The sequence below is a fragment of the Fructilactobacillus sanfranciscensis DSM 20451 genome, assembly GCF_001436035.1.
GTDB classification, from domain to species: domain Bacteria; phylum Bacillota; class Bacilli; order Lactobacillales; family Lactobacillaceae; genus Fructilactobacillus; species Fructilactobacillus sanfranciscensis.
In genome coordinates this window covers 1-13,957 of sequence record NZ_AYYM01000007.1, presented here as the reverse complement: position 1 = coordinate 13,957, position 13,957 = coordinate 1, and the positions used below count along the sequence as shown (strand labels likewise).

Below are 13,957 nucleotides of genomic sequence, written 5' to 3'. Positions count from 1 at the left end.
AAAATTCAATAGTTCTAAAAAAGTGGCCAATTTCTTAGCCACCCTTTAATTGCAATTAAGCAATCAGAAGATTACCAACGGTAATGAGCGAAAGCACGGTTAGCTTCAGCCATTTTGTGTGTATCTTCACGTTTCTTAACAGCTGCACCAGTATTGTTTGATGCATCAATAATTTCTTTAGCGAGACGGTCACTCATGGTATGTTCACCACGAAGACGTGAATAGTTAACTAACCAACGTAGACCTAAAGTAGTTCTTCTTGCAGGACGAACTTCAATAGGAACTTGGTAATTAGAACCACCAACACGACGAGCCTTAACTTCAAGGACAGGCATGATGTTTTTCATTGCTTCTTCGAATACTTCAACTGGATCGTTACCAGTAGTATCTTTAATTTGGTCAAATGCATCGTATAAAATTTCTGATGCAGTACCTCTCTTACCATCTAACATCAAGTGGTTGATTAATTTTGAAACCAACTTTGAGTTGTAGATTGGATCTGGAAGGATTTCACGTTCTTGAACTTTTCCTTTTCTAGGCATCTAAAAGTCCTCCTTTAATTAAATATTATATTATTTCTTAGCTTTTGGTTTCTTAGTACCGTATTTAGAACGACTTTGACGACGATCTGAAACACCGGCAGTATCTAAGGCACCACGGATAACATGATATCTAACCCCAGGTAAATCCTTAACACGACCACCACGGATTAAAACAACACTATGTTCTTGTAAGTTATGACCAATTCCAGGAATGTAAGCAGTAACTTCAAGCAAGTTTGAAAGACGAACACGCGCATACTTACGTAAGGCAGAGTTAGGCTTTTTAGGAGTCATAGTTCCCACACGGGTAGCAACTCCACGTTTTTGAGGTGAAGCGTTGTTAGTTTGTTTCTTCTTGTAACTGTTGTATCCGAAGCCAAGAGCTGGGGATTTTGATTTAGAACTTCTAGATTTACGACCTTTTCTAACTAATTGATTAATTGTAGGCATCTAAAAAGTCCTCCTTTCTTAAATTTGGTTTTTAAGTCCACACATCCAGGTGAACCATTTTTTGGAATAAAAAAATCGCTTAACAGTTTAAGCACATTGACTAGAATAACATGTTAGAGCAATCACGTCAACAGACTTTTACGTATTTTTTAGTGAGGTGAAAGTATGAAAATAATTTTATTTATTTATGGAAGTATCATCGGATCGTTTTTACCATTGTTAGTGGAACGAATCATCGCAAAAAAGAATTTCATTTGGTCGCGTTCTCAATGTACAGTATGTTGTAGAAAGTTGGATTGGTTCGAACTAATTCCAATTTTTAGTTTTGTTACCCTTCGTGGTAAATGTCGAGTTTGTAAAATCAAACTCCCTTATTACCTATTAGTATATGAATTTTCTACCGGATTCTTATTCACTTTATACGGAGAACAACCATTCAAAATTTTGTGTTTATTAATCTGCTTTGAAATTATTAGTCTTTTTGATTTATTCACTTTTCAATTCAGTTTATGGTGGCTTCCCTTAATCTTTGCTTTAGCAATTTATGATTCTCCCATGCCATACAATAATATTGTCAGCATACTTATTTTATATTTAATCATTTTATTGATTAATTATAAATTTAAATGGATTGGTAACGGCGATTTGGATTTGCTCGCTTGTATCTTAATTTCAACTAACCTGATGGTTTTCGCACACACTTTACTATTAGCGTCAGCAAGTGCACTTTTATATTGTTGGTTCAAAAAGAACAAGGTAGTTCCTTTCACTCCTTTTTTGTTTAACAACTTAATTGTCGTGTTGTTTCTTAAAAGTATTTTAGTTACAATGTAGAAAAGTGAATAACTTATATACGACTGAAATTGGTCAGTCGTTTCTACTCAGAACCGCAATTCTGAACTATAAGCATGAAAGATCATTCTTATATGGATGATCTTTTTTTGGAGGTATTTCAATGGAAGAATTAAAAACCGTCATCAAAGAACAAGGAAAAGTTTTACCAGGTAACATTTTAAAAGTAAATTCATTTTTAAATCATCAAATTGATCCAAAACTAATGTATAGAATCGGACAAACATTCGCAGAATATTTCAAAAATTTAAGTATTACTAAAGTTTTAACCGTTGAAGCATCCGGAATCGCTCCTGCTGTGATGACTGGTTTAGCTATGGAAGTGCCAGTAGTGTTTGCTCGTAAAAGTAAATCATTAGTCGTAAAAAATGATGTTTACTCAGCAGAAGTCTATTCATATACAAAGAAAGTTTCTAATCATATTTATATTGAAAAGCAATTTTTAACTAGTGACGACAAGGTTCTAATTATTGATGATTTCTTAGCAAACGGTGAAGCAACCAAAGGACTAATTAAAATTACTGATGCTGCCAATGCTGATATCGCTGGGATCGGAATCGTAATTGAAAAGACATTCCAACCTGGTGGTCAATACTTACGTGATCAAGGTTATAATGTGCTTTCTTTAGCCCAAATTGCTTCATTAGAAAATAACCAAGTTAAATTTGCTAACTAATTAAAAAGCAGTCAAAATTTTGACTGCTTTTTGTTTACTTATTTTTGCTTGCTGAGTTTCATAATTATGAACCAGATTAACTGGATTACAAAAAAGAATGCATAAAAACCAGTTAATATATACCAAGTTATCATTTTGATTCGAGGAGTTTGTGACACTCCGCATAAAAATCATTACCGAAAGTAATCCATAAGTGATAATCTCCAAAATAGTTACCACACTCCAAATTTTAAATCTCAACCGCATAATTTCAGCTCCTCTAAAGTTATAAATTTTATCNAAAAAAAAAAAAAAAAAAAAAACAGCAACGAATTTTTAAAATTCGTTGCTGTTTTTGAAACTAAAGATTGTTTACCAATCTCGTTTTAATTATTTAGTTGCATTATCTGTATCTGAATCAGATGTTTTATCAGAACCAGCGACAACACTTTCACCAGCTGGTTTACCAACTTCTTCTGGTTCAATGTCTTCATATTCATGAACTCCTGTACCAGCAGGAAGAAGCTTACCAATAATAACATTTTCTTTAAGTCCAATTAATGGATCGACTTTACCACGAATTGCAGCATCAGTAAGTACTCGAGTAGTTTCTTGGAATGAAGCAGCTGATAAGAAACTATTAGTTTCAAGAGCAGCTTTAGTAATTCCAAGCAATACTGGACGAGCAGTAGCTGGTACTTTACCAGTCATAACTGCATCAGCATTTCGTTCTTTAAAGTCATCAATATCGATCAATGTACCAGGCAAGATGTCTGTATCACCGGGATCCATAATTCGAACCTTACGAAGCATTTGTCTAACCATGATTTCAGCATGCTTATCATTAACTTCAACCCCTTGACGACGGTAAACTTCTTGAACCGCAGTCAATAAGTAAGTTTCAGTTGATAAAGTATCCCGAATCTTAAGAAGTTCCTTAGGATCAATTGAACCTTCGTTAAGCGCATCACCACGGCGAACTGTGTCACCTTCAGCAACTCGCATACGAGCACTCAATGGAACCTTGTACTTTCTAGTGTCAGCTTTACCTTGAATGGTAATTTCTTTAACACCTTCAGCAGGATCTTCTTCGATTAATTCAACTACTCCAGTAACTTCAGAGATGGTTGATTTACCTTTAGGATTACGAGCTTCAAAAATTTCTTGAACCCGGGGAAGCCCTTGGGTAATATCAGTGTTACTTGCAACCCCACCAGTATGGAAAGTACGAAGGGTTAATTGAGTACCAGGTTCACCAATTGATTGCGCAGCAACAGTACCAACTGCTTCACCAACTTCAACGTTATCACCAGTAGCTAAGTTTTGACCATAACACATTTCACAAACTCCGTGAGCAGTATTACAAGTGAAGGCAGAACGAATTTCAACTGATTCAATTCCTGCATCAACAATTTGTTGTGCTTTATTATCATCAATCATTTCATTCTTACCAACAATTACTTCACCAGTTTCTGGATTCTTAACAGTCTTCATAGCGTTTCTACCAAGAATACGATCATAAAGAGGTTCAATCATTTCGTTACCTTCTTTAATCGCACGGACTACTAATCCACGATCAGTATGACAGTCCTTTTCACGAATGATAACATCTTGGGCAACATCAACAAGTCGACGAGTTAAGTAACCAGAGTTGGCTGTCTTCAAGGCAGTATCGGTCATCCCTTTACGAGCACCATGGGTAGAAATGAACATTTCCAAAACAGACATTCCTTCACGGAAGTTAGATGTAATTGGAAGTTCCATAATTTTACCATCAGGAGAAGCCATCAATCCACGCATTCCGGCAAGTTGCGTAAAGTTTGAAATGTTTCCACGAGCTCCAGAATCACTCATCATAAAGATTGGGTTTTCTGGATCAAAGTTTTGCATTAAGACATCTTGAATTTGATCACGAGCGTCATTCCAAACGTTAACAATTCTTTCATAACGTTCTTGGTCAGTAATCAAACCACGACGGAATTGTTTAGTGATCGTTTCAACCTTTTTGTGACCTTCAGCCACAATTTCTGGTTTTTCTTTAAGTTCAGTAATATCTGACATTCCGACAGTTAAACCAGACTTAGTAGATTCGTCGTTACCAAGATCCTTGATTCGGTCAAGTAATTCTGAAGTTTCAGTAACCTTGTATTGGTTGTAAACTTCAGCAATGATATCTGATAAGAAACTCTTCTTAAATGGTCTAACTGGTTCAGTATTGTCAATGTGATCGTGAATGTTTTCTCCAGGTTTCAAGAAGTAATTATCTGGAACAAATCCATTAAGGTTAGTTGCAGTAGGTTCATTCAAGTATACGAAGTCTTTAGGTAAGATTCCGTTGAAAATCACTTTACCAACTGAAGTAACCATAATCTTGTCTTTTTGATCATCGGTAAATGGTTTATCTGGGAAAGCAGAAACTGGAATTCCAATTCTACTGTGCCAGTGAACCAAACCATCACGATAAGCAAGTTCAACTTCATCAGGTGAATTGAAAATCATTCCTTCACCTTCACGTCCAGGTTCTTCCATAGTTAAGTAATAGTTACCAATAACCATATCTTGTGATGGAGCCACAACGGGTTTTCCATCTTTTGGAGCCAAGATATGTCCAGCAGCAGCCATTAATAATCTTGATTCAGCTTGAGCTTCATCAGAAAGAGGAACGTGAATGGCCATTTGGTCACCATCAAAATCGGCATTGTAAGCAGCACAAACTAATGGGTGCAAACGCATTGATTTACCGCTAACCAATACTGGTTCAAAGGCTTGAATTCCAAGTCTATGCAAAGTAGGGGCACGGTTCAATAGAACTGGGTGTTCTTTGATTACGTAAGGAAGAACATCAAATACGACATCATCTTTACGTTCAATTTCACGTTTAGCATTCTTAACGTTTGAAGCTAACCCACGTTTAACCAATTCATGCATGATAAATGGTTTGAACAATTCAAGTGCCATTGATACAGGAAGACCCATTTGGCTAAGTTTTAACCATGGACCAACATCAATAACTGAACGACCTGAATAATCAACACGTTTACCAAGTAAGTTTTGACGGAAACGACCTTGCTTACCCTTAAGCAAGTGAGAAAGTGATTTCAATGGACGGTTACCAGGACCTGCAACAGGACGGCCACGACGACCATTATCAATCAAAGCATCAACAGCTTCTTGTAACATTCTCTTTTCGTTTTGAACAATGATACCAGGAGCGTGTAAATCTAATAATCGTTTCAAACGGTTATTACGGTTAATTACTCGACGGTATAAATCATTCAAATCAGAAGTGGCAAAACGTCCACCTTCAAGTTGAACCATTGGACGTAAGTCAGGTGGCATAACTGGAATTGTATCCATTACCATCCATGATAAATTGTTTCCAGAAGTTAAGAAGGCTTCCAAAATATCCAAACGACGGATTGCACGAGTTCTCTTTTGACCAGTTGCTTTCTTAAGTTCAGCTTTTAATTCTGTAACTTCTTTATCAAGATCAACACTATCAAGTAAAGCACGAATTCCTTCAGCACCAATTTGTGCATCAAAACGATTACCGTATTCACGTTTCTTATCACGGTATTCTTGTTCAGTTAATAGTTGTTTCTTTTCTAGAGGTGTATTACCAGGATCTACAACTACATATGAAGCAAAGTAGATGATTTCTTCTAAGGCACGAGGACTCATGTCTAGAACTAATCCCATTCGACTAGGAATTCCCTTGTAATACCAGATGTGAGTTACTGGAGCAGCTAATTCGATATGACCCATTCGTTCACGACGAACTTTAGCACGAGTAACTTCAACTCCACAACGATCACAAACAATACCTTTGTAGCGAATACCTTTGTATTTACCACAGGCACATTTCCAATCCTTAGTAGGTCCAAAGATTCTTTCATCGAACAAACCATCTTTTTCTGGTTTCAAAGTTCGATAGTTAATCGTTTCTGGTTTAGTTACTTCACCATATGACCAGCTACGAATTGTTTCAGGAGATGCAAGTCCAACTTGCATACTTTTGAATTTATTAACATCAACCATTGGCGTCCCCTCCTTTATTAATTATTGTCTTTTTTATCAGTTGAAGCATCATCAGCAGCTTTGGTAGTAGCTGCATTTTTTTCAGCTTCTTTTTTTTCAGCTTCTTTTTTTGCATCTTGTTCTTGAGCAATTTTGTTAAGTGCATTTACGTTAACAACATCGTCGTCATCGTCCATGTCACGTAAATCGATTGGTTGGTGATCAGCACCAAGGACCTTCATATCGAGACCAAGAGCTTGTAGTTCTTTAACTAAAACTCGGAATGATTCAGGAACACCTGGCTTAGGAATTGGTTCACCTTTAACGATGGCTTCATAAGTCTTAACACGACCAACCACATCATCTGACTTGTAAGTCAAGATTTCTTGGAGGGTATGAGCAGCACCATATGCTTCAAGGGCCCAAACTTCCATTTCACCAAAACGTTGTCCCCCAAATTGTGCTTTACCACCAAGTGGTTGTTGGGTAACAAGTGAGTAAGGTCCAATTGAACGAGCATGGATCTTATCTTCTGACATATGGTTAAGTTTAAGGTAACCCATGACACCAACTGAAATTCTCTTATCAAATGGTTCACCAGTACGACCATCGTAAACAACAGTCTTACCATCTTTTGCCATTCCGGCTTCTTTAACAGCAGCCCAAACGTCATCAGAAGTTGCACCATCAAATACTGGAGTAGCAACGTGGATACCAAGTTTCTTAGCAGCCATTCCTAAATGCATTTCCAATACTTGTCCAATGTTCATCCGTGAAGGAACACCCATGGGACTCAATAAGATATCGATTGGAGTACCATCTGGCAAGTAAGGCATATCTTCTTCAGGAATTACGATTGAAACAGTACCCTTGTTACCATGTTTACCGGCCATTTTATCACCGACTTGAAGTTTCCGTTTTTGGGCAATGTAAACTCGAACCATCTTGTTTACACCAGGTTGTAATTCGTCACCATTTTCTCTTGAGAAAACTTTAACGTCTTGAACAACACCATCAGCACCATGAGGAACTCGAAGTGATGTATCTCTAACTTCACGTGATTTTTCACCAAAGATGGCGTGAAGCAAACGTTCTTCAGAAGATAATTCAGTAACCCCTTTAGGAGTAACTTTACCAACTAAAATGTCTCCATCATGAACTTCAGCACCAATTCGTACAACCCCGTCTTCGTCAAGATCTTTAAGAGCATCTTCACCAACATTAGGAATTTCACGAGTCATTTCTTCAGGTCCAAGTTTTGTATCACGAGTTTCTGATTCATATTCTTCAATGTGAATTGAAGTATAAGCATCTTCTTTAACTAGTTTTTCACTAATTCCAATGGCATCTTCGAAGTTATAACCTTGCCAAGTCATAAAGGCAACAGTTGGGTTTTGACCCAATGCTAATTCACCATTTTCCATGGCTGGACCATCAGCAATAATTTCGTCCGCATCAACATGGTCACCAGTTTTTACAATTGGTGTCTGATTATAGTTCATACCATTGTTTGAACGCATAAATTTAGTTAATTCATAAGTGTCTAAAGTTCCGTTGTCTCGACGAATCTTAACTACAGAAGCATCAACGTATTCAACAGTTCCAGAGTATTTAGCAATTTTAGCAACTCCAGAATCATGCGCAGTCTTGTATTCCATACCAGTACCAACAAGTGGTGCATGTGGATTGATCAAAGGAACCGCTTGACGTTGCATGTTTGATCCCATCAAAGCTCGGTTACTATCATCATTTTCCAAGAAAGGAATACATGCAGTGGCAACTGAAACAACTTGAAGAGGAGAAACATCCATATAATCAACATCGTTAATGCTTGCTTCAACATATTCTGCTTTATCACGAGCCATTACGTGAGTTTCACGGAATGAACCATCGTCATTAAGTGGAGTATTAGCTTGAGCAATCACATATTTATCTTCATCACTGGCAGTTAAATAATCAATCTTATCAGTAACTTTGTGAGTGCCCCAGTCAACCCGACGATATGGTGATTCGATAAATCCATATTTGTTAACACGAGCATATCCAGAGAATGAGTTAATCAACCCAATGTTAGGACCTTCAGGTGTTTCAATTGGACAAACACGACCATAGTGGGTGTAGTTAACATCACGAACTTCATATCCGGCACGATCCCGAGTGATACCACCAGGTCCAAGTGCAGATAGACGACGTTTATGAGTCAATTCACCCAATGGGTTAGTTTGATCCATGAATTGTGAAAGTTGTGATGAGCCAAAGAATTCTTTAACTGAAGCTACCACTGGACGAATGTTAATCAATCGTTGTGGAGTTACAGTTGCAGCATCTTGAATTGACATTCTTTCACGAACAACACGTTCCATCCGTGATAAACCAATTCTGAATTGATTTTGTAATAATTCACCAACTGAACGAACTCGACGGTTACTCAAGTGATCAATATCATCAACAGAGCCAATTCCTTCTTGTAAATCAAAGAAGTAGTTCACTTCAGCTAACATATCGGCTGGTGTAATGTGTTTGAAGTCAAGACTGATGTTGTCGTTTCCAACTACGGGAACAACTTTTTCTGGGTCTTTGTTTGAATATACTTTAACAATTTGAACAGTTACTGGATCAGTAACTACTGCTTCTGGAGCTGGATTGAATGTGTAAGCTTTGAAGTCTTTGTTGTCCAAATATGGAGCTAAAGTCTTCATAACTTCTTTATCAATCAAGTCACCCTTTTTAGCAATAATTTCACCAGTTTCAGGGTCAGCTAATGTTTCAGCTAAGTAAAGACCCATCAAACGGTTCTTTAAGCTAAGTTTTTCGTTAGTTTTGTAACGACCAACGGGAGCCATATCATAACGTTGTGGATCAAAGAATCTAGTGGTTAAAAGATTACGTGAAGATTCAGCGGTTTTTGGTTCACCGGGACGCAAACGATCGTAAATATCTTTCAATGCTTCTTCAGTACGTGTGTCACTAGGATCTTTGTGAACATCTTTTTCGATGGTTAAATTAAGACTGTCATTAGTTCTACCTAAAATTTCAGCAATTTCATCATCGGAACCAAAACCTAAAGCACGAACCAATTCAGTAATTGGTAACTTTCTAGTTCTATCAATTCGGATGTATGATACATTTTTAGCATCAGTAGCGAATTCCATCCATGCACCACGGTTAGGAATAACTGTAGCACTAAACATTTCGCGACCATTTTTATCTAATTCTTTATGGTAGTATGCACCAGGAGAACGAACTAATTGAGATACAATTACACGTTCTGCTCCATTAATGATAAAAGTACCTTGATCAGTCATTAATGGTAAATCACCGAAGAATACGTCTTGTGTCTTGATTTCACCAGTTTCGTGGTTAGTCAATTTAAGCGTAACGTGAAGTGGAGCTGAGTGGTTAACTTCGTGAGCTCTGGCTTCAGCAACAGTGTATTTAGGTTCTAACAATTGGTAATCAACGAAGTCCAATGATAATTTACCTTGGAAATCATCAATTGGCATAATGTCTCTGAACATTTCACGAAGACCTTCGTCTAAAAACCAGTTGTATGAGTTAGTTTGAACCTCAATTAAGTTAGGTAGATCCAAAACCTTTTTGATTCTGGCATAACTTCTACGGGTTCTGTGTTTACCATACTTAACAACGTTTCCAGCCATTGCATCTTTTTTGTTTTTTCCTTTAACGTTTTCTGCCAAGTTGTTAACCCTCCTTAAATAATTCCTTCAAAAAGAAATGTTACAGTTTGATTACAATTTGCTAAAAAAGCTAATTTAAAGCAAAAAAAAGCCAAAAATAGAATAATCTATTTTTGGGTAACTATAATCGTTGTCCCGGACAATAGATCGCAACAACTCATTTCAATTCACTATATACTAATTCATTTTAACGCGATGTAAGCATTACGTCAACAAAAAACGCCATTTTTCAATGGCGTTTTTTCTATATAACTGGAGTTTTATGTGTAAGCGTAATTTTACCTTTTTGTGCTCCAATTGTGATTTTATCACCTAGTTTAAATTTACCAGCTAACAATGCATCACTTAAAGGATCTTCGATTTCACTTTGAAGTGCTCTTCTTAAAGGACGAGCTCCGTATTCTGGGTTGTAACCTTTTTTAGCAACCGCATCAATGGCTGCAGGAGTGATTTTTAAAATGTACCCTTGTTTTTCAACCCGATCTACTAAACGTTTGGTCATCAATTTAACAATTCGATGAAGTTCTGATTCGGTTAAACTATGGAAAATAACTGTTTCATCAACTCGGTTTAAGAATTCAGGACGGAAGAATTGCTTCATTTTTTCTTGAATTACTCGTTTAACTTCAGCATCGTTGTTTTCTGAACGGTTGGCATCAAAACCAACTGTTTTTTGTTCACGTAACGCTGTGGCACCTAAATTAGATGTCATAATGATAATTGTATTTTTAAAGTCAACTTTACGACCTTTAGAATCAGTTAGAAATCCGTCATCAAGAACTTGTAAGAGCAAGTTAAAGACATCTGGATGTGCTTTTTCCACTTCATCAAGCAAAACAACGGAGTAAGGATGTTTTCTAACTTTTTCAGTTAGTTGACCTCCTTCTTCATAACCAACATATCCTGGAGCAGATCCAACTAAACGACTAGTAGAATATTTTTCCATGTACTCACTCATATCGACTCTAATTACATCGTCTTCTGAGCCAAACATTTCTTCTGCTAAATCCTTAGCTAATTCCGTTTTTCCTACACCAGTAGGTCCAAGGAAAATAAATGAGCCAATTGGACGATTAGGATCTTTCAATCCACTTCGAGCTCTTCTTACTGCTTTAGCAACTGCAGTAACCGCCTCATCTTGCCCAATCACCCGTTTATGCAATACATTTTCCAAGTTAACCAATCGATCTGCATCCGTTTTCTTAAGGTGCGTAACTGGAATGCCTGTCCATTCAGCAACAATTTGCGCAACTGACTCTGAGTTTTCTTTGAGTTTATAGTTATGTTGCTTATTTTCATGTTCACGTTTCTTTTTGTCTTTTTCCATTAGAGCAGCAACCGATTTTTCCAGTTGTTGTTCTTGACTACGAAAAGTTACAGCATCGTCAAAACGTTGTTCTTCAATGGCACGATCTTTATTCGACCTTGCTTCATCAAGTTCACGTTGTTGCTTAACTAATTCAGTAGAATCTCCCATTGCATCAATTCGAACTTTAGCAGCAGCTTCATCCATCAAGTCAATGGCTTTATCAGGTAAAAAGCGACCACTAATGTAACGACTTGATAAATCCACAGCTGCATTAATCGCATCATCGGTGATTTTCACATGATGATATTCTTCGTATTTTGGTCGTAAACCAGCCAAAATTTTCTTTGCTTCATCGACCCTAGGTTCTTCAATTTGTACCGTGGCAAAACGACGTTCTAAAGCAGCATCAGCTTCAATATGCTTTTGGTATTCATTTAAGGTCGTTGCCCCAATCATCTGAATTTCACCACGAGCTAAAGTTGGCTTTAAAATATTAGAAGCATCAATGGCACCTTCTGCTCCTCCAGCTCCAATTAAAGTATGCAATTCATCAACAAATAAAATAACGTGTCCGTTACTTTTGATTTCATTAATAATTTTTTTAAGTCGGTTTTCAAATTCCCCACGATATTTAGTCCCTGCAACTAGGCTTCCCATATCAAGGGCCATAACACGTTTATTGGTCATATCTTGAGGAACTTTCTTTTCCACAATTTTTTGAGCTAGTCCTTCTGCAATTGCTGTTTTACCAACCCCAGGCTCTCCGATTAGAACTGGATTATTTTTCGTCCGCCGACTTAAAATTTGAATTGCACGACGAACTTCTTGATCACGCCCAATAATTGGATCTAGTTGGCCATCTCGAGCTGCTTTGGTAAGATCTTTTGCAAATGAATCAAGCGTTGGTGTTTTTTCTTTGTCATCATTCTTAGATTCAGTTGGTATTCCTTGATCAGGAACCCCCATTTTCCGAATCGTAATCTTACGAACATCTTCAGGAGAAATTCCTAAGCTGTTAAGAATTCTTGATGAAACGATTTCGTTTTCGCTAGTTAACGCTAATAACAAATGTTACGTTCCAACCCGTTTGCTGCCATATTGTTTAGCAATTTGACCAGCTAAATTTAAAATGTCACGCATCTTAGGAGAATATGGCAAATAAGTTGTTCCGTCGTTTTGTAAATTACCATAACCGGCAATTTGTTCAATTTCTTCTTTAACATCCTGTTCAGTAACAGAAAGTTGATTTAAGGTTTGGTAAGCGATTCCACTTTTTTCAATGGATAATGCCAATAATAAATGCTCAGTTCCAACCGATTGATGTTGAAAACCACGTGCTTGTTCTTGCGCAATCATAAGTGTTTTTTTTGCACTAGGTGTTAATGAGTCTTCCATTAAATAGCCTTCTTTCAGCTAGCACTCATATTTCAACCGACATAATAAAGCTGATAATACGTTTGCCCGCACTTTTTCTTCTGTCTCATAATTAGACACATTGATTGCATCATGAGTAAGAATCGATGCAACCATATGTACTTCACGTTTATTTAATAGTCCGTTATTTAGTAAAGTTTTCAAAATATCTTCTTCATCTTTTTGACTAATCATGTCTCCAATTGAGTCAATCAAACGATCAAAAACATTCGAATCTTCCATTAAGTTTATTTTTTCAATTCTAATGTAGCCACCGCCACCACGTTTACTTTGGACAACAAAACCGTCCTGAATGGTAAACCGAGTTTTAATGACATAGTTAATTTGAGAAGGAACTACATCAAAGTGTTCCGCAATATCTGAACGACGAATTTCTACCTCTTCATCGCGTTCGGCTAACAATTTTTTTAAATATTCTCCAATAGTATCTGACATACTATGACTTGCCATATTATCATCTCATCTCTGACTAATGTTGACTTTAATTATATAAACATCGATCCTAAATGACAAGCAAATTCACTTATTAAAACAAAAAAGTACTGATGAAATTAATCATCAGTACTTTTTTATTCGNTGAGAGATTCGAACTCTCGCGCGATTTGACTCGCCTGACGGTTTTCAAGACCGTTCCCTTCAGCCAGACTTGGGTAATCCTCCATAACACAAAAACCATTATATCATGATGAAAAATTTATTGCAATAGGTATTAAACCTTTTGGTTTAATTTATGGATCTTGTAGGACTCGAACCTACGACCGGACGGTTATGAGCCGTCAGCTCTAAACCAACTGAGCTAAAGATCCATGGACCTAATCGCGGCAGAGGGGATCGAACCCCCGACCTCCCGGGTATGAACCGGACGCTCTAGCCAGCTGAGCTACACCGCGATCTATAGACAAAAGATAAACAATTATCTAATCGGGAAGACAGGATTCGAACCTGCGACCCCCTGGTCCCAAACCAGGTGCTCTACCAAGCTGAGCCACTTCCCGAAAAA

General features: G+C 37.2%; 8 protein-coding genes, 4 tRNA genes, 1 pseudogene and 1 riboswitch. Of the genes and pseudogenes, 2 read left to right on the top strand and 11 right to left on the bottom strand.

Annotated elements, in window-relative coordinates:
* Nucleotides 1-71: 71 nt before the first annotated feature.
* Both rpsG and rpsL read right to left on the bottom strand, forming a co-directional pair.
* Nucleotides 72-542, bottom strand: a complete 471-nt coding sequence (rpsG, locus tag FD36_RS03055) for a 30S ribosomal protein S7 (RefSeq protein WP_014082381.1) — start codon at nt 540-542, stop codon at nt 72-74.
* Nucleotides 543-572: 30 nt separating this feature from the next.
* Nucleotides 573-992: a 30S ribosomal protein S12 gene (rpsL, locus tag FD36_RS03050; RefSeq protein WP_056957904.1), complete on the bottom strand. Its 420-nt coding sequence runs from the start codon at nt 990-992 to the stop codon at nt 573-575.
* Nucleotides 993-1,157: 165 nt separating this feature from the next.
* On the opposite strand from rpsL, the gene FD36_RS07045 reads away from it, so the two are divergent.
* Nucleotides 1,158-1,826 carry a prepilin peptidase gene (locus FD36_RS07045; RefSeq protein ID WP_056957902.1) on the top strand — a complete coding sequence of 223 codons (669 nt, stop codon included), beginning with the start codon at nt 1,158-1,160 and terminating at the stop codon, nt 1,824-1,826.
* Nucleotides 1,820-1,915, top strand: a riboswitch (purine riboswitch). Its footprint overlaps the gene before it by 7 nt.
* Nucleotides 1,916-1,947: 32 nt before the next feature.
* Nucleotides 1,948-2,520: a xanthine phosphoribosyltransferase gene (locus FD36_RS03040; RefSeq protein WP_056957899.1), complete on the top strand. Its 573-nt coding sequence runs from the start codon at nt 1,948-1,950 to the stop codon at nt 2,518-2,520.
* A gap of 38 nt (nt 2,521-2,558) precedes the next feature.
* Here the strand turns inward: FD36_RS03040 and FD36_RS07040 are convergent, their stop codons facing one another.
* The 9 genes and pseudogenes from FD36_RS07040 to FD36_RS02995 all read right to left on the bottom strand — a co-directional run bounded on the left by FD36_RS07040 (nt 2,559) and on the right by FD36_RS02995 (nt 13,952).
* On the bottom strand, nt 2,559-2,678 hold the full coding sequence (locus FD36_RS07040; RefSeq protein WP_163615053.1) for a DUF3923 family protein: 120 nt from the start codon (nt 2,676-2,678) through the stop codon (nt 2,559-2,561).
* 211 nt (nt 2,679-2,889) lie between these two features.
* Nucleotides 2,890-6,537 (bottom strand): DNA-directed RNA polymerase subunit beta', encoded by a 3,648-nt coding sequence (gene rpoC, locus FD36_RS03030; protein WP_056957897.1) that lies wholly within the window; start codon nt 6,535-6,537, stop codon nt 2,890-2,892.
* 17 nt (nt 6,538-6,554) lie between these two features.
* A complete protein-coding gene (rpoB, locus tag FD36_RS03025) occupies nt 6,555-10,175 on the bottom strand; it encodes a DNA-directed RNA polymerase subunit beta (protein ID WP_056957951.1) in 3,621 nt (1,206 codons plus the stop codon).
* Nucleotides 10,176-10,458: 283 nt separating this feature from the next.
* Nucleotides 10,459-12,918 (bottom strand): annotated as a pseudogene (locus FD36_RS03020) (ATP-dependent Clp protease ATP-binding subunit).
* Between the two features lie 18 nt (nt 12,919-12,936).
* Nucleotides 12,937-13,407, bottom strand: coding sequence for a CtsR family transcriptional regulator (locus FD36_RS03015; protein WP_014082389.1), 471 nt, complete (start codon nt 13,405-13,407; stop codon nt 12,937-12,939).
* Between the two features lie 123 nt (nt 13,408-13,530).
* Nucleotides 13,531-13,611, bottom strand: a tRNA-Ser gene (locus tag FD36_RS03010).
* Nucleotides 13,612-13,688: 77 nt separating this feature from the next.
* A tRNA-Ile gene (locus tag FD36_RS03005) sits at nt 13,689-13,763 on the bottom strand.
* A gap of 10 nt (nt 13,764-13,773) precedes the next feature.
* Nucleotides 13,774-13,847, bottom strand: a tRNA-Met gene (locus tag FD36_RS03000).
* 31 nt (nt 13,848-13,878) lie between these two features.
* Nucleotides 13,879-13,952, bottom strand: a tRNA-Pro gene (locus FD36_RS02995).
* Between the last annotated feature and the right edge of the window lie 5 nt (nt 13,953-13,957).

Coding starts and splice junctions, on each gene's coding strand:
- FD36_RS03015 (WP_014082389.1), bottom strand. CDS start 13,407: ATGGCAAGTCATAGTATGTCAGATACTATTGGAGAATATTTAAAAAAA.
- FD36_RS03040 (WP_056957899.1), top strand. CDS start 1,948: ATGGAAGAATTAAAAACCGTCATCAAAGAACAAGGAAAAGTTTTACCA.
- rpoB (WP_056957951.1), bottom strand. CDS start 10,175: ATGGCTGGAAACGTTGTTAAGTATGGTAAACACAGAACCCGTAGAAGT.
- FD36_RS07045 (WP_056957902.1), top strand. CDS start 1,158: ATGAAAATAATTTTATTTATTTATGGAAGTATCATCGGATCGTTTTTA.
- rpoC (WP_056957897.1), bottom strand. CDS start 6,537: ATGGTTGATGTTAATAAATTCAAAAGTATGCAAGTTGGACTTGCATCT.
- rpsL (WP_056957904.1), bottom strand. CDS start 992: ATGCCTACAATTAATCAATTAGTTAGAAAAGGTCGTAAATCTAGAAGT.
- rpsG (WP_014082381.1), bottom strand. CDS start 542: ATGCCTAGAAAAGGAAAAGTTCAAGAACGTGAAATCCTTCCAGATCCA.